The sequence below is a fragment of the Enterobacter sp. BNK-29 genome, assembly GCF_048684785.1.
GTDB lineage: Bacteria > Pseudomonadota > Gammaproteobacteria > Enterobacterales > Enterobacteriaceae > Enterobacter > Enterobacter cloacae_M.
Map to the genome: position 1 here is coordinate 242,474 of NZ_JBLQTU010000001.1, position 15,062 is coordinate 257,535.

General features: G+C 55.1%; 14 protein-coding genes, 1 pseudogene and 1 riboswitch. Of the genes and pseudogenes, 9 read left to right on the forward strand and 6 right to left on the reverse strand.

The annotated features are described in order from the left end of the window. Window positions 1-38: 38 nt before the first annotated feature. The 4 genes from pabB to ACMGGX_RS01140 all read left to right on the forward strand — a co-directional run bounded on the left by pabB (window position 39) and on the right by ACMGGX_RS01140 (window position 5,227). On the forward strand, window positions 39-1,364 hold the full coding sequence (gene pabB / locus ACMGGX_RS01125; RefSeq protein ID WP_420298739.1) for an aminodeoxychorismate synthase component 1: 1,326 nt from the start codon (window positions 39-41) through the stop codon (window positions 1,362-1,364). A 6-nt stretch (window positions 1,365-1,370) separates the two neighbouring features. Further along, window positions 1,371-1,949 (forward strand): CoA pyrophosphatase, encoded by a 579-nt coding sequence (locus ACMGGX_RS01130; protein ID WP_023312196.1) that lies wholly within the window; start codon window positions 1,371-1,373, stop codon window positions 1,947-1,949. 184 nt (window positions 1,950-2,133) lie between these two features. After that, on the forward strand, window positions 2,134-3,498 hold the full coding sequence (gene sdaA / locus ACMGGX_RS01135) for an L-serine ammonia-lyase (protein WP_023312197.1): 1,365 nt from the start codon (window positions 2,134-2,136) through the stop codon (window positions 3,496-3,498). A 130-nt stretch (window positions 3,499-3,628) separates the two neighbouring features. Further along, window positions 3,629-5,227, forward strand: a complete 1,599-nt coding sequence (locus tag ACMGGX_RS01140; RefSeq protein WP_420297924.1) for an EAL domain-containing protein — start codon at window positions 3,629-3,631, stop codon at window positions 5,225-5,227. A 6-nt stretch (window positions 5,228-5,233) separates the two neighbouring features. Here ACMGGX_RS01140 and yoaE read toward each other — a convergent pair whose 3' ends face one another. Together yoaE and ACMGGX_RS01150 are read right to left on the reverse strand one after the other, a co-directional pair. Next, complete coding sequence (yoaE, locus tag ACMGGX_RS01145) at window positions 5,234-6,793, reverse strand: CNNM family cation transport protein YoaE (protein ID WP_420297925.1); 1,560 nt, start codon at window positions 6,791-6,793, stop codon at window positions 5,234-5,236. Beyond that, entirely contained in the window at window positions 6,781-6,990 is a 210-nt protein-coding gene (locus ACMGGX_RS01150) for a protein YoaL (RefSeq protein ID WP_407044014.1), read from the reverse strand. The genes yoaE and ACMGGX_RS01150 overlap by 13 nt, the downstream gene beginning before the upstream one ends. Before the next feature lie 266 nt (window positions 6,991-7,256). On the opposite strand from ACMGGX_RS01150, the gene manX reads away from it, so the two are divergent. The 5 genes from manX to mntP all read left to right on the forward strand — a co-directional run bounded on the left by manX (window position 7,257) and on the right by mntP (window position 11,411). Continuing rightward, the gene (manX, locus tag ACMGGX_RS01155) at window positions 7,257-8,222 is read left to right on the forward strand and encodes a PTS mannose transporter subunit IIAB (protein ID WP_205916283.1); all 966 of its coding nucleotides are present in this window, start codon (window positions 7,257-7,259) and stop codon (window positions 8,220-8,222) included. A 46-nt stretch (window positions 8,223-8,268) separates the two neighbouring features. Next, the gene (gene manY / locus ACMGGX_RS01160; RefSeq protein ID WP_008500490.1) at window positions 8,269-9,069 is read left to right on the forward strand and encodes a PTS mannose transporter subunit IIC; all 801 of its coding nucleotides are present in this window, start codon (window positions 8,269-8,271) and stop codon (window positions 9,067-9,069) included. A 12-nt stretch (window positions 9,070-9,081) separates the two neighbouring features. Further along, a complete protein-coding gene (locus tag ACMGGX_RS01165; RefSeq protein ID WP_006810994.1) occupies window positions 9,082-9,933 on the forward strand; it encodes a PTS mannose transporter subunit IID in 852 nt (283 codons plus the stop codon). Window positions 9,934-9,987: 54 nt separating this feature from the next. After that, complete coding sequence (locus tag ACMGGX_RS01170; protein WP_181593336.1) at window positions 9,988-10,446, forward strand: DUF986 family protein; 459 nt, start codon at window positions 9,988-9,990, stop codon at window positions 10,444-10,446. Window positions 10,447-10,644: 198 nt separating this feature from the next. Then, window positions 10,645-10,834, forward strand: a riboswitch (yybP-ykoY riboswitch). A gap of 10 nt (window positions 10,835-10,844) precedes the next feature. After that, entirely contained in the window at window positions 10,845-11,411 is a 567-nt protein-coding gene (gene mntP / locus ACMGGX_RS01175) for a manganese efflux pump MntP (RefSeq protein ID WP_348561365.1), read from the forward strand. Here mntP and rlmA read toward each other — a convergent pair. The 4 genes and pseudogenes from rlmA to ACMGGX_RS01195 form a co-directional block, all read right to left on the reverse strand. Then, window positions 11,408-12,223 (reverse strand): 23S rRNA (guanine(745)-N(1))-methyltransferase, encoded by an 816-nt coding sequence (gene rlmA, locus ACMGGX_RS01180; protein ID WP_063439330.1) that lies wholly within the window; start codon window positions 12,221-12,223, stop codon window positions 11,408-11,410. The two genes, mntP and rlmA, sit on opposite strands and share 4 nt — an antisense overlap. 65 nt (window positions 12,224-12,288) lie before the next feature. Then, window positions 12,289-14,007 (reverse strand): peptidoglycan glycosyltransferase FtsI, encoded by a 1,719-nt coding sequence (gene ftsI / locus ACMGGX_RS01185; protein ID WP_045355990.1) that lies wholly within the window; start codon window positions 14,005-14,007, stop codon window positions 12,289-12,291. A gap of 219 nt (window positions 14,008-14,226) precedes the next feature. Further along, window positions 14,227-14,436 carry a transcription antiterminator/RNA stability regulator CspE gene (gene cspE, locus ACMGGX_RS01190; protein WP_001062678.1) on the reverse strand — a complete coding sequence of 70 codons (210 nt, stop codon included), beginning with the start codon at window positions 14,434-14,436 and terminating at the stop codon, window positions 14,227-14,229. Between the two features lie 13 nt (window positions 14,437-14,449). Continuing rightward, a pseudogene (locus ACMGGX_RS01195) lies at window positions 14,450-14,594 on the reverse strand (DUF2627 domain-containing protein). Window positions 14,595-15,062 lie beyond the last annotated feature (468 nt).

The window sequence follows — 15,062 nt, forward strand, 5'->3', positions numbered from 1 at the left end:
GCGCTAATTATTTCACGCTGCCCGGTAGTATGCCACACATGAACATGCGCTTCCCCACTGTTATTACCTTGCCCTGGCGTGCAGACGCCGCTGAATTCTGGTTTGCCCGCCTGAGCCATCTTCCGTTTGCGATGCTTCTGCATTCCGGCCATGCGGACCATCCCTATAGCCGCTTCGATATTCTGGTGGCCGATCCGCTAAAGACGCTGACAACCGATGACCTGTCGTTAACGGACGATCCCCTGAAGCAGCTGCAGCAGGCCATTAACGCGCTGGGCTTATCTGCCGCGCCGAACCCGGATCTCCCTTTTCAGGGGGGCGCGCTGGGCCTGTTTGGTTACGATCTGGGTCGCCGTTTCGAAACGCTGCCAGAGCATGCGCAGGCTGATATTTCCCTGCCAGACATGGCCGTGGGGCTGTATGACTGGGCGTTAATAGTTGATCACCAGAAAAAAACGGTTTCCCTGCTGAGCCATCATGACGTGCAGGCGCGTCTGGCGTGGCTTGAGGCGCAACAGCCTGCACCGGCACAGACGTTTACGTTGACCTCAGGCTGGCGCTCAAATATGAGCGCAGCGGAGTACGCCGAAAAATTCGCGCGCGTTCAGGCGTATCTGCAAAGCGGTGACTGCTATCAGGTTAACCTCGCCCAGCGCTTCCAGGCGACATACCGGGGAGATGAGTGGCAGGCGTTTACCCGTCTTAACGCCAGCAACAAGGCGCCCTTCAGCGCGTTTGTCCGCCTGGAACAGGGGGCCATACTCAGCCTGTCACCCGAGCGCTTTATTCATCTGGCCGAGGGCACGATTCAAACCCGTCCGATTAAAGGCACTCTGCCGCGTCTTGCCGATCCCGACGCCGATCGCCAGCAGGCGGAAAAACTCGCCGCCTCTCCGAAAGACCGCGCCGAGAACCTGATGATTGTCGATCTGATGCGTAACGATATTGGCCGCGTCGCCGAACCGGGCAGCGTGCGCGTGCCGGAACTGTTTGTCGTCGAGCCTTTCCCGGCGGTGCATCACCTGGTCAGCACCATTACCGCACGTCTGCCCGCCTCTCGCACCGCCTGCGATCTGCTCCGTGCCGCATTTCCGGGTGGCTCCATCACCGGCGCGCCAAAGGTGCGGGCGATGGAGATCATTGATGAGCTGGAGCCGCACCGCCGCAACGCCTGGTGCGGCAGCATCGGCTATATCAGCCTGTGCGGCACCATGGATACCAGCATTACCATTCGCACGCTGACGGCCTGCGACGGAAACCTTTACTGTTCGGCCGGGGGCGGCATTGTTGCCGATAGCCAGGTCGATGCGGAATATCAGGAAACCTTTGATAAAGTTAACCGTATCCTGAAACAACTGGAGTAATCACGGGTGGAAAAAGAGAACCTGACGCTGGACGATTTTTTATCTCGCTTTCAGCTATTACGACCGCAGGTCAACCGCGAAGCGCTGAACCAGCGTCAGGCGGCCGTGCTGATCCCGGTCGTGCGTCGCGCGCAGCCGGGCCTGCTGCTCACCCAGCGTTCTCCCCATTTACGCAAGCACGCGGGTCAGGTCGCCTTTCCGGGTGGCGCAGTAGACAGCTCCGACGCCTCGCTGATTGCCGCCGCGCTGCGGGAAGCGCAGGAAGAGGTTGCCATTCCGCCGGAGGCCGTTGAGGTCATCGGCGTGCTGCCGCCCGTCGACAGCGTCACCGGTTTTCAGGTCACGCCGGTGGTGGGCATTATCCCGCCGGGCCTGCAGTATCACGCCAGCGTCGATGAGGTGTCCGCGGTGTTTGAAATGCCGCTTGAAGAGGCGCTTCGGCTAAGCCGTTATCATCCGCTGGATATCCATCGTCGCGGGCATGACCATCGGGTCTGGTTGTCCTGGTATCAGCATTATTTTGTCTGGGGCATGACGGCGGGCATCATTCGCGAACTGGCGCTGCAAATCGGCCTGAAACCTTGACTATACTTTACATTCCATCCTTTTTTGCAGGTTTGCGATCCGCGTCGCGCTATTAGCAAAACCCATCGTTAACCATTAGTTTAATTCATGTGAATAGTTAAGCCGAGGTCGGTGTTCCCTCTTACACTATGCGCAGTTATAACATCGTTACTGGAACCCCGGTAACCCTGTCAGGAGTGTGAAAGTGATTAGTATATTCGACATGTTCAAAGTGGGAATTGGCCCTTCGTCTTCCCATACTGTTGGCCCGATGAAGGCCGGTAAACAGTTCGTCGATGATCTGGTCGAAAAAGGATTACTGGAAAGCGTTACCCGTGTCGCCGTGGATGTTTACGGCTCGCTGTCATTAACGGGTAAAGGCCACCACACCGATATCGCCATTATTATGGGTCTGGCAGGCAATATGCCGGATACCGTAGATATTGATGCCATCCCGGCATTCATCCGCGACGTGGAAACACGCGGCCGCCTGCTGCTGGCAAACGGCCAGCAGGAAGTCGATTTCCCGCAGGATGACGGCATGCGTTTCCGTAGCGACAACCTGCCGCTGCACGAAAACGGCATGACCATTCACGCTTACAGCGGTGAAAAAGAGATTTATAGCAAAACGTACTACTCCATCGGCGGTGGCTTCATCGTGGATGAAGAGCATTTTGGCAAAGACAGCGTCGGCGACGTCAGCGTACCGTACCCGTTCAAATCGGCTACCGAGATGCTGGGCTACTGCAAAGAGACCGGTCTTTCACTGTCCGGCATGGTGATGCAGAACGAACTGGCCCTGCACAGCAAAAAAGAGATTGAAGACTATTTTGCGAACGTCTGGCAAACCATGCGCGCCTGTATCGACCGCGGGATGAACACCGAAGGCGTTCTGCCGGGTCCACTGCGCGTACCGCGTCGTGCCTCTGCCCTGCGCCGTATGCTGGTGACCACGGACAAGTTCTCCAACGACCCGATGAACGTGGTTGACTGGGTAAACATGTTTGCCCTGGCGGTTAACGAAGAGAACGCCGCCGGTGGCCGCGTCGTGACGGCGCCAACCAACGGTGCGTGCGGTATCGTTCCGGCAGTGCTGGCCTACTACGATCACTTTATTGAGCCCGTGACGCCGGACATCTACATCCGCTATTTCCTGGCGGCAGGTGCCATTGGTGCGCTGTACAAAATGAACGCCTCCATCTCCGGTGCGGAAGTGGGCTGTCAGGGTGAAGTGGGCGTTGCCTGCTCCATGGCGGCGGCGGGTCTGGCAGAGCTGCTGGGCGCAAGCCCTGAGCAGGTCTGCGTGGCGGCGGAAATCGGTATGGAACATAACCTCGGTCTGACCTGTGACCCGGTCGCGGGCCAGGTGCAGGTGCCGTGCATCGAGCGTAACGCGATTGCCTCGGTGAAAGCCATCAACGCCTCACGTATGGCGATGCGCCGTACCAGCGAACCTCGCGTATCGCTGGATAAGGTGATTGAAACCATGTACGAAACCGGCAAGGACATGAACGCGAAATACCGCGAGACGTCCCGCGGTGGCCTGGCCATTAAGGTGCAGTGCGACTAATACTGCCTTTCGCCCATCTGCAACGGATGGGCGAATTTCCCTCTTCTTTCTCGTCTCCTTCAGCTTTCCCCACTACACTTTTACTGTTGCGTCCGGCTTTTGTGGCTGGTGGCTTATCAGGCGACCGTTCATGCAAACTGCACAAACGATCATTAAAAACTATCGCCGAAAACGCGTTATCGTCTGTGTCACGGTTGCGCTCCTCACGCTCATCCTGACGTTAGGCATTCGCTTTATTTCACAGCGCAATGTTAACCAACAGCGGATCCTCGATTTTACCAGCCACACCGTTCGCGCCCTTGATAACGTCCTGCTTTCTTTAGAGAACCGCCGCAGCGTGCTGCAGCCCCTGGTTGGGCAGCCCTGCCCGCAGGCGCACCTGGCGCTGCGAAAGCAGGCCGCCATTTTGCAGACGGTACGCTCCATCGCCCTGATTAACGAGGGTATCCTGTACTGCTCAAGTATTTTCGGGAGCCGCAATGTGCCCGTTCGCGACTTCCTGAAAGAATTACCCGCCAGCACGGCGAAGCTGATTTTATCGAGCGATCAGTGGCTGCTTAAGGGTAGCCCGATATTGATCCAGTGGTATCCCGTCTCTCAGGACGGTGAAGCTGGCGTAATCGAAATCATCAATATCGATCTGATCGCCAAAATGATCCTTGAGCCCCAGCGCCCGCTCATCAATGACGTGGCGCTAACCGTAGGCGATCGCTTTCTGCGCTATGGACAACGCGTCAGCGACAGCCTGACGTTTGAAGAGGAGGGCTCTCTTTTCCGGCAATCGTCAACCCGAAACCCTTTCACCATTACGGTCAGCGGGCCAGGGCCTGGAGAATTAGCCTTAAAAAGCCTGCCAGCCCAGCTGCCGCTGGGACTCATGCTCAGCCTGCTGCTGGGCTATCTCGCCTGGCTGGCAACGGCAAACCGGATGAGCTTTACGTGGGAGATCGATATGGGCATTGCGGCGCGGGAATTTGAGCTTTTCTGCCAGCCGCTGGTGAATGCCCGTACCCAGGCTTGCACCGGCGTGGAGATCCTGCTGCGCTGGAATAACCCCCGTCAGGGTTGGATCACCCCGGAGGTGTTTATCCCTCTGGCAGAAGAACATAACCAGATTGTCCCCCTGACCCGCTACGTCATCGCCGAAACGGTGCGCCAGATAGGCTACTTCCCTTCCAGCGCCGGTTTTCACATCGGTATTAACGTCGCCGCCAGCCATTTCCGTCACGCGGTGTTGATACAGGACCTGAACCGCCTCTGGTTCAGCGCCTGTCCGCGTCAGCAGCTGGTGATTGAACTCACGGAACGGGATGCGCTGCTGGATGCGGATTATCGCATCGTGCGCGAACTGCATCGCAAAGGGGTGAAGCTGGCCATCGACGATTTTGGGACCGGGAACAGCTCCCTCTCCTGGCTTGAAAAGCTTCACCCGGACGTGCTGAAAATCGACCAGTCGTTTACCACCGCCATCGGCACCGACGCCGTGAACTCGACGGTGACGGATATGATTATTGCGCTGGGACAGCGGCTGAATATTGAACTGGTGGCTGAAGGGGTCGAGACGGAGGAGCAGGCGCGCTACTTGCGCCGCCATGGCGTGCCTGTCCTGCAGGGTTTTTTCTATGCGCGGCCCATGCCGCTACGGGATTTTCCGAAGTGGCTGGCGGGAAGTTCATCCCCGCCAGCGCATCATAACGGGCACATCGTGCCCTTAATGCCGCTGCGCTAAGCCGGCTTACTCATCTTCGTCGTGGGCAGATTGTTCTTTAACAATGCGAACCATATCAACGCGATAGTCGTTGGCTTCAACGATCGTAATGTGCAGCGGCGCCAGCTCGATCACATCGCCGACGCGCGGGATCTGTCCATTAACGGCGATAACCAGACCGGCAACGGTCGCGATGTCTTCTTCATCGTTGATCACGTTTTCCAGCCCCAGCGTGTGCGAGAGCGCGTGCAGGTCGGTGGTACCTTTAACCAGCCAGCCTTCACCGTCGGCAACGATCTCTGGCGTTTCGTCGGCATCCGGGAATTCACCGGCAATCGCTTCCAGCACGTCCAGCGGCGTGACCATCCCCTGCACCACGCCAAACTCGTTGGTGACGATAACAAAGCTACCGCGAGCGCGGCGCAGCACCCCGAGCAGGTTGATAGGATCCAGCGTTTCCGGCACGACAATCGCCGGCGACGCGGCGGCAACGGCTTCCACGTTGACGCCCTCTTCCAGGGCCACCAGCATCTCTTTCGCCCGCACGACGCCGATGATCTCATCCAGCTCTCCGCGACACACCGGGAACAGGCTGTGCGGAGAAGAGAGCAGCTGCTGGCGAATTTCATCCACGCTCAGGTTTGCATCGACCCAGCTGATCTCTCCGCGCGGCGTCATGATGCCGCGCAGCGAACGGGAGGCCAGGGAGAGCACGCCGTTGATCATGTAGCGTTCTTGTTCCACAAACGCCCCTTCCGGGACCGGAACCGGGTTATGGTTTTCGGAATCAGACTGGACGTTCACCTGACGACGACCGCCCATCAGGCGCAGAATCGCGTCTGCGGTACGGGCGCGCAGCGGCTGATTCGACTGCTGCTTAATAAAGTTACGGCGCGCAATCTGGTTGAACAGCTCGATCAGAATCGAGAAGCCAATCGCGGCGTACAGGTAGCCTTTCGGAATATGGAAGCCAAAACCTTCCGCCACCAGGCTCAGACCAATCATCAGCAGGAAGCTCAGACACAGCACGACCACCGTTGGATGCTGGTTAACGAAGCGCGTCAGCGGCTTCGAGGCCAGCAGCATGACCGCCATCGCAATAACGACAGCCGCCATCATTACCGGCAGATGATTCACCATGCCGACCGCCGTGATCACCGCATCCAGCGAGAAGACCGCATCAAGCACCACGATCTGCATCACCACCACCCAGAAGCTGGCATAGCCTTTGCCGTGCCCATCATCGTGCTGACGGTTTTCCAGCCGCTCGTGTAGCTCCGTCGTCGCTTTGAAAAGCAGGAATATCCCCCCGATCAGCATGATTAAATCACGCCCGGAGAAGGTGTAGTCCATGACGGAAAACAGCGGTTTGGTCAGCGTGACCATCCAGGAGATGACGGAAAGCAGCCCCAGTCGCATAACCAGCGCCAGCGAGAGACCAATCAGACGCGCTTTATCACGCTGTTTTGGCGGCAGTTTGTCCGCAAGGATGGCGATAAACACCAGGTTATCAATGCCGAGAACAATCTCCAGCACCACCAGCGTGAGCAATCCCACCCAGATTGACGGGTCCATTAAGAATTCCATGACAAGCTCCTGCTAAAGGAATGACGAAACGGTGCCCCACTCAACGTGGGCAAAACAGAGGCAAACAGTGTCGATACGTGGCGAGGATCGCCGGTGAATAAGGCGCGAAATGGCCTGGTTGATGACTGACGTCGGTGACGGTCCATATAGTGGGCTGTAACCCTATACTCCTGAACGATTAAACGGAGGCTAAACATATCAGAGACACTGTGTTTTTAGCAAAGATTTACGTTCCTTTGCAAAGTTCTGTAACACAGCGGCTTTACGCTACAGATAAATCTGTAACGCGTGGCTAAATTACGGATCTTCATCACATAAATTATTTTTTCACTATCTAAAATAATTCGCGGAAGTCTTAGTTTTTTTGAACTCTAACCCTTATCTGAATCGATTCGGTTCGCCAATACGATTCTCAGTACGACTGCCTGGCAGGCGTATTAATGATAATAAAAGGAGGTAGCAAGTGACCATTGCTATTGTCATAGGCACACATGGTTGGGCTGCTGAGCAGCTACTCAAAACGGCAGAGATGCTGTTGGGCGAGCAGGAAAACGTCGGCTGGATCGATTTCGTTCCCGGTGAAAACGCCGAGACGCTGATAGAGAAGTACAACGCTCAACTCGCGAAGCTGGATACCAGCAAAGGCGTGCTGTTTCTCGTTGATACATGGGGCGGCAGCCCGTTCAATGCCGCCAGCCGCATTGTCGTCGATAAAGAGCACTATGAAGTTGTCGCCGGGGTTAATATTCCCATGCTGGTGGAAACCTTCATGGCGCGCGACGACAATCCGGCGTTTGATGAGCTGGTGGCGCTGGCCGTTGAAACCGGTCGCGAAGGGGTTAAAGCCCTGAAGGCGCAGCCGGTTGAAAAACCGGCCCCTGCTCCCGCATCGGCACCAAAAGCGGCAACACCGGCAAAACCGATGGGCCCGAACGATTACATGGTCATCGGCCTTGCGCGTATTGATGACCGCTTAATCCACGGCCAGGTCGCGACGCGCTGGACCAAAGAGACCAACGTTCGACGCATTATCGTGGTCAGCGACGAAGTTGCCGCCGATACCGTTCGTAAAACCCTTCTGACTCAGGTTGCTCCCCCTGGCGTTACCGCGCACGTCGTGGATGTCGCCAAGATGATCCGCGTTTACAACAACCCGAAATACGCGGGTGAACGCGTAATGCTCCTGTTCACTAACCCGACAGACGTTGAGCGCATTGTTGAAGGCGGCGTGAAAATCACCTCCGTGAACATCGGTGGTATGGCATTCCGTCAGGGCAAAACGCAGGTCAACAACGCCATTTCAGTCGATGCGAAAGATATCGAGGCATTCAACAAGCTGAATGCGCGCGGTATTGAACTGGAAGCCCGTAAGGTTTCTACGGATCAAAAACTGAAAATGATGGATTTGATCGGCAAAGTTGGGAAATAAGCCCGCGCCGGTTCTCATATAAAGTTTATGTAATAGGAGAAGTGCAATGGAGATTACCACTCTTCAGATTGTGCTGGTGTTCGTCGTCGCATGTATTGCGGGTATGGAATCCGTACTTGATGAATTTCAGTTCCACCGCCCTCTGGTGGCCTGTACGCTGATTGGGGCCGTTCTGGGTGACATGAAAACCGGTATCATCATCGGTGGTACCCTGGAAATGATCGCCCTGGGCTGGATGAACATCGGCGCGGCGGTTGCGCCCGATGCCGCGCTGGCCTCTATCATTTCGACCGTTCTGGTTATTGCTGGTCACCAGAGTATTGGTGCCGGTATCGCGCTGGCGATCCCGCTGGCTGCAGCTGGCCAGGTTCTGACCATCATCGTTCGTACTATCACCGTTGCCTTCCAGCACGCGGCGGATAAGGCGGCCGAAAACGGCAACCTCACGGCGCTGTCCTGGATCCACGTTTCATCCCTGTTCCTGCAGGCGATGCGTATCGCGATCCCGGCGGTTATCGTGGCGATCTCTGTTGGTACCAGTGAAGTGCAGAGCATGCTGAACGCCATTCCAGAAGTGGTCACCGGCGGTCTGAACATCGCGGGCGGCATGATCGTGGTCGTTGGTTATGCGATGGTCATCAACATGATGCGCGCAGGCTATCTGATGCCGTTCTTCTACCTCGGCTTCGTGACCGCTGCCTTCACCAACTTCAACCTGGTTGCACTGGGTGTGATTGGTGCGGTAATGGCGATTCTCTACATCCAGCTTAGCCCGAAATATAACCGCGTCGCGGGTGCCCCAGCGCAGGCTGCTGGTAACAACGATCTCGATAACGAACTGGACTAACAGGTGAGCGAAATGGTTGATATGACAAAAACTACCACCGAGAAAAAACTCACTCCGGGTGATATTCGTGGCGTGTTCATCCGTTCTAACCTGTTTCAGGGTTCATGGAACTTCGAACGTATGCAGGCGCTGGGCTTCTGCTTCTCCATGGTACCGGCAATCAAACGCCTGTACCCGGAAAACAACGAAGCGCGCCGTCAGGCGATCAAGCGTCACCTGGAATTCTTTAACACCCATCCTTACGTAGCGGCTCCGGTACTGGGCGTAACGCTGGCGATGGAAGAACAGCGTGCGAACGGCGCAGAGATTGACGACGGTGCCATCAACGGTATCAAAGTCGGCCTGATGGGTCCGCTGGCCGGTGTCGGTGACCCAATCTTCTGGGGTACCGTGCGTCCGGTCTTCGCGGCGCTGGGTGCCGGTATCGCGATGAGCGGCAGCCTGCTTGGGCCACTGCTGTTCTTCATCCTTTTCAACGCCGTGCGCCTGCTGACCCGTTACTACGGTGTGGCCTACGGCTACCGTAAAGGGGTGGACATCGTTAAGGACATGGGCGGCGGCTTCCTGCAGAAACTGACTGAGGGGGCGTCAATCCTCGGCCTGTTTGTCATGGGGGCGCTGGTTAACAAGTGGACGCACGTGAACATCCCGCTGGTGGTATCGACCATCACCGGTCAGGATGGTCAGACCCGCGTCACCACCGTGCAGACGATTCTGGACCAGCTTATGCCTGGCCTGGTACCGCTGCTGTTGACCTTTGCCTGCATGTGGCTGCTGCGTAAGAAAGTGAACCCGCTGTGGATTATCGTTGGCTTCTTCGTCATCGGTATCGCTGGCTACGCTGTCGGCCTGCTGGGTCTGTAAGTTTCAATGCTATAGACCGGGGGCTTGCCCCCGGTTTTTTTATCTGGAGGATGAATGACTGTCACGGACATCGTACTGGTTTTATTTATTGCTGCCCTTCTGGCTTTCGCGATCTATGACGAATTCATCATGCCCCGCCGTCACGGCGAGACGCTGCTCTCCCTTCCCCTTCTGCGACGCGGGCGCGTGGATGCGTTTATCTTCGCGGGTCTCATCGTTATTCTTATTTACAATAACGTCACCAGCCATGGTGCAATATTAACCACATGGTTATTATGTGCGCTGGCATTAATGGCGGTTTATCTGTTCTGGATCCGCACGCCGAAAATCATTTTTAAATCCCGCGGATTTTTCTTCGCCAATGTGTGGATAGAATATAACCGTATTAAAGAGATGAATTTATCCGAAGACGGTGTGCTGGTGATGCAATTAGAACAACGCCGCCTGCTTATTCGGGTGAAGAATATTGACGATCTGGAAAAGATATACAATTTACTTGTTAAAACTCAATGAGTTAAATATATAGCAATGGCTATATTCTGTGTTTATCTTGCGCAAGAAATATAGCCAAAGCTATATCCCTTTCGTTAATTTGTTCTCTATTTGTTAACGATACTTTCACGCTTAAAGACAAATGAAAATCGTTATCACCAAGCATTTTAAATAATTCCTCTTCGTTGTTGTTTTATATTCTCAAAATATGTTAAGGTTGCGCCCGTCGTTGGGGAGTAGCCGATTTCCTGTTCTCAGGAAATGTACGTGTCAACATACTCGTTGAAAAACGTGGCGCGTACGGATCGCTGACAGCACATCTTATGTGCGGCGCGATCAGGCGAGACCATAGATACATCAACTGCTGTTTACTGGGGGCAGTGATGTGTCATATGGATATCCCCGGTCTGGACGCTGTTATGAATATCTCCGCTACGATTCTCCTCGCTTTTGGCATGTCCATGGACGCTTTTGCGGCTTCCATCGGAAAAGGCGCCACGCTCCACAAACCTAAGTTCTCAGAAGCCCTGCGTACCGGCATCATTTTTGGCGCTATCGAAACGCTGACGCCGCTTATCGGTTGGGGACTTGGCATGCTCGCCAGCCATTTCGTGCTGGAGTGGAACCACTGGATTGCCTTCGTACTGCTGGTGTTTCTCGGTGGCCGAATGGTGATTGAAGGTTTTCGCGGCGGTGATGATGAAGACGAGGAACCGCAGCACCGCCACGGGTTCTGGCTGCTGGTCACCACGGCGATTGCCACCAGCCTTGATGCGATGGCCGTCGGCGTCGGTCTGGCATTCCTGCAGGTCAATATTATCGCCACCGCGCTGGCCATCGGCTGCGCAACGCTGATTATGTCCACGCTGGGCATGATGGTCGGACGGTTTATCGGCCCGCTGCTGGGTAAACGCGCCGAGATCCTGGGAGGAATTGTGCTGATTGGCATTGGTGCCCAGATCCTCTGGGCACACTTCGCCGGTTAATCTTCGCGCTGCCAGACGTGGATACTGAAATCCGTCTGGCAGTTAAATATTGATTGTAGAGCTAACGCTTCCCACACTTCCGGTTTTGCCCGCCACGCGAACGGCGTCATCTGCAGCAGCGCGGTTGCTTCTTCCCCTTTAAGCGTCATTTCATACGCCACGCTTTGCTCCTGCTTCAGGCTAAAACCGGCCAGCTGTTCAGAATGAGGGGCATGCAGACGCACTTCGTCGTAGATCAGGCCTTTCAGCTCCATCAGATGACGCGGGCCCGGCGTCACGGTTACGACCCATCCGCCCGGTTTCACCACGCGAGCCAGCTCTTCCGCCTTGCAGGGCGCGTAAATGCGGATAACCGCATCCATGCTGGCATCGTCAAACGGCAGCCGGTGGCTGGATGCCACGCAGAACGTCACGTCCGCGTAACGCTTTGCCGCCGCGCGAATAGCCACTTTCGACACGTCCAGACCGAATGTCAACGCGCCCTTCTCGCGTGCGATCCCGGCAAACCGTGCGGTGTAGTACCCTTCCCCGCAGCCGATATCGAGCATGGCGGTGGCTGAACCCGGCAGGATGTCATTCAGCATCTGCGCGACGGTCTCCCGCAGCGGCAGATAGTGCCCGGCATCCAGAAACGCACGACGCGCCTGCATCATCTCTGCACTGTCGCCTGGATCGCGGGAGCGCTTATGCTGCACCGGCAGAAGATTCACGTAGCCTTCTTTTGCCATATCAAACTGATGCCCCTGCGGACAGGTATAGCTTTTATCTGAATGCGTCAGGGGGGCGTGGCAAAGGGGACAGCTGAAGGACATGGTGACTCCGGAGCATAATCAAAGGGCGAAGTGTACCGCTATTCGCCCTGGTTATAAACGCCCGGTTAACGCATAACGATAAGGTGGTCGGAACCCGCCGGTAACCCGTCAGGTTTCACATTCTCCAGACGCAGCACGTTACCCATAATCTCGCTGAAGACAGGCGCGGAAACGGCACCGCCGTAGTAGGCCCCATTTTGCGGATCGTTAATGACCACCACCAGAGCAAAGCGCGGATCGCTGGCAGGCGCAACGCCGGCCGTATAGGCGACGTATTTATCGACGTACTTTCCGCTGTCGTCAATTTTCTTTGCCGTACCGGTTTTCACCGCCACCCGGTAATCGCGAACGGCTGCCTTAACGCCCCCGCCGCCGGGCAGAGCAACGCTCTCCATCATGTGTTCCACCTCGTGCGCGATCTCTTCCGGCATGACGCGGTGCCCGATAACGGGTGGATCAATACGCGTAATCGAGAGAGGTCGCTCGAGCCCGAAGCCGCCGATCGTGGCGTAGACGTGCGCCAGCTGGAGCGGCGTCACCATCAGCCCGTAGCCGAAGGCAAAGGTCGCACGATCGAGCTGGCTCCAGTATTTACGATTTGGCAACAGCCCCGCGCTCTCGCCCGTTAAGCCAAGCCCCGTATTCGTGCCAAACCCAAAGTTTCTATAGGTATCAATAAGATGCTGGACAGGCATTGCCAGGGAGAGTCGGGATACGCCGGTGTCGCTCGATTTTTGCAGGATCCCGGTCATCGTCAGTTCAGGATAATAGCCCACATCGCGGATACGATGCCCGTCAAGGGTATACGGGTGAGTGTCAATCACGCTGTCCGGCTGGACCAGGCCCTGCTGCAGGGCCGTCATCAGCACCAGCGGCTTGACCGTCGAACCGGGTTCGAACGTATCGCTGATCGCGCGATTACGAAAATCGTTTATCGTCGCGCCTTCCCGATTATTGGGGTTGAAATCCGGATAGCTCGCCATGGCGAGTATTTCCCCGGTTGGGATATTAATTAGCACCGATGCACCAGACTCGGCCTTGTTCCAGGCCACGGCATTATCGAGCGCATCTTCGGTGATGGTTTGCAGCCGCTCGTCGATACTTAACTGGATGTTATGCGCCGGTGCAGGCGCCACTTCCGTCAGGTTTTCAACCACGCGACCATAGCGGTCTTCCCTTACCTGCCGCACTCCGGCCTTGCCGGTCAGCTGCGCGTTGAAGCTTTTTTCCACGCCTTCAATGCCCTGCCCGTCAATATTGGTAAAGCCAATCAGGTTCGCTGCCACATGACCGGCAGGATAAAAACGGCGGGATTCATCGCGTAAATTGATACCGGGCAGATTCAGCTTATCGATCCACTTCGCCTGTGCGGGATCGACCTGACGGGCAAGATAAATAAAACGCCCCTGCGGGTTGGCGTTGATTCGCGCCGAAAGTGTGCCCAGGGAGAGATGCAGCGCGTTTGCCAACGCCTGCCAGCGTTCGTCAATGCCAACGCCCCCTTTTGCCAGCACCGTTTTAGGATCGGCCCAGACGGCCCGGACGGGCACACTCACCGCCAGGGGGCGACCTTCGCGATCCATTATCATGCCCCGCGGCGCATCAATCGCCAGCTGGCGGAGGGAGCGCATATCTTCCTGCTTCACCAGATTGTCAGGCTTGATGATTTGCAGCCAGGCAACGCGGCCCAGCAAAAAAGCCAGACTACAAAAAATAGCTAAACAGAGCAGCACAAAACGCGCTGGCGTGAAATTGCCAGCGGTCGTTATCAATTTCTTCTTCACCTGAACCCCAGGACTGTTAAACAACGCCCTGATTTAACGGGAAAAGATGGGTTTAAGGTGGCAAAACAGTGCTACTAACATCGCAGCTTTGCAACAAGTTACTAACAAGACCGCCAATGGTAATATTTTGAAAGATAAGGGACATAAAAAAGCCCCGCATTATGCGAGGCTTTATGTCTGAGATTGAAGTGCTAAGCGCTTCAGTCAGCAGCGGTTCGATCAGATAGCAGTTACGTTAACTGCAGCTGGGCCTTTCTGGCCGTCCTGAATTTCGAACTCAACGTTCTGGCCTTCAGCCAGAGTTTTGAAGCCGTTACCCTGGATTGCAGAGAAGTGTACGAACACGTCTTTGCTGCCGTCAGCAGGAGTAATGAAACCAAAACCTTTAGACTCGTTGAACCACTTAACTTGACCTTTAATCTTTGCCATTTTGCAAAATTCCTTAGAGTGTTTTCTTAGCCCGCAGGCATTAACTGAGATAAAACTGAGACATTACTGCATGAGGCACTAATATAAGGTTCGGCAGAGAAGCGGTATTCAACGACAACGTGTTTACTCAGGACTTCTTTACTGAAAATGCCACACATAAACAGAACTGTACCTCGTTTGACCCAAAACGTGTTATCACACACTATGTTTAATATGGCAAGCCATTTTTAAACATGTCTCGATCCGCCGCACAAATTCGAACAGTGCCTGTCAGGTTTTGCACAATTATGCGCATCACTTACAGACAGCTCTGCTGCGTAACAAAGACCCAGCGTTGCTTTCACAAGCGCTGTAATCTAAGACTTTTTTAACATAGCTCAATCATTACGAAGCGTCCAGCAAACGGGAAAAGAAATCTTACGTCCTGATTGAGTTAGAACAATTTGTGAAAACTTATGCTTAAATCATTGTAACGCGACCAAATTGTTTCAGAGAAAAAACACTGTTAATAACCCGCGCCGAACTGTATTAAAATGCACCGACTATTAAATAGTGTTATGCACCAAAATAATGAAATTTTTATGACTCTGCATCAAAAGAAGGCAAGCAAAACGTTTCGATAAAAA

Excerpts from the sequence above, each read along its gene's own strand:
- ACMGGX_RS01140 (WP_420297924.1), top strand. The coding sequence starts at position 3,629 with ATGCAAACTGCACAAACGATCATTAAAAACTATCGCCGAAAACGCGTT.
- rlmA (WP_063439330.1), bottom strand. The coding sequence starts at position 12,223 with ATGTCCTTCAGCTGTCCCCTTTGCCACGCCCCCCTGACGCATTCAGAT.
- ACMGGX_RS01150 (WP_407044014.1), bottom strand. The coding sequence starts at position 6,990 with ATGTTTAGCCTCCGTTTAATCGTTCAGGAGTATAGGGTTACAGCCCAC.
- yoaE (WP_420297925.1), bottom strand. The coding sequence starts at position 6,793 with ATGGAATTCTTAATGGACCCGTCAATCTGGGTGGGATTGCTCACGCTG.
- ACMGGX_RS01165 (WP_006810994.1), top strand. The coding sequence starts at position 9,082 with ATGGTTGATATGACAAAAACTACCACCGAGAAAAAACTCACTCCGGGT.
- pabB (WP_420298739.1), top strand. The coding sequence starts at position 39 with ATGAACATGCGCTTCCCCACTGTTATTACCTTGCCCTGGCGTGCAGAC.
- manY (WP_008500490.1), top strand. The coding sequence starts at position 8,269 with ATGGAGATTACCACTCTTCAGATTGTGCTGGTGTTCGTCGTCGCATGT.
- ACMGGX_RS01170 (WP_181593336.1), top strand. The coding sequence starts at position 9,988 with ATGACTGTCACGGACATCGTACTGGTTTTATTTATTGCTGCCCTTCTG.
- mntP (WP_348561365.1), top strand. The coding sequence starts at position 10,845 with ATGAATATCTCCGCTACGATTCTCCTCGCTTTTGGCATGTCCATGGAC.
- cspE (WP_001062678.1), bottom strand. The coding sequence starts at position 14,436 with ATGGCAAAGATTAAAGGTCAAGTTAAGTGGTTCAACGAGTCTAAAGGT.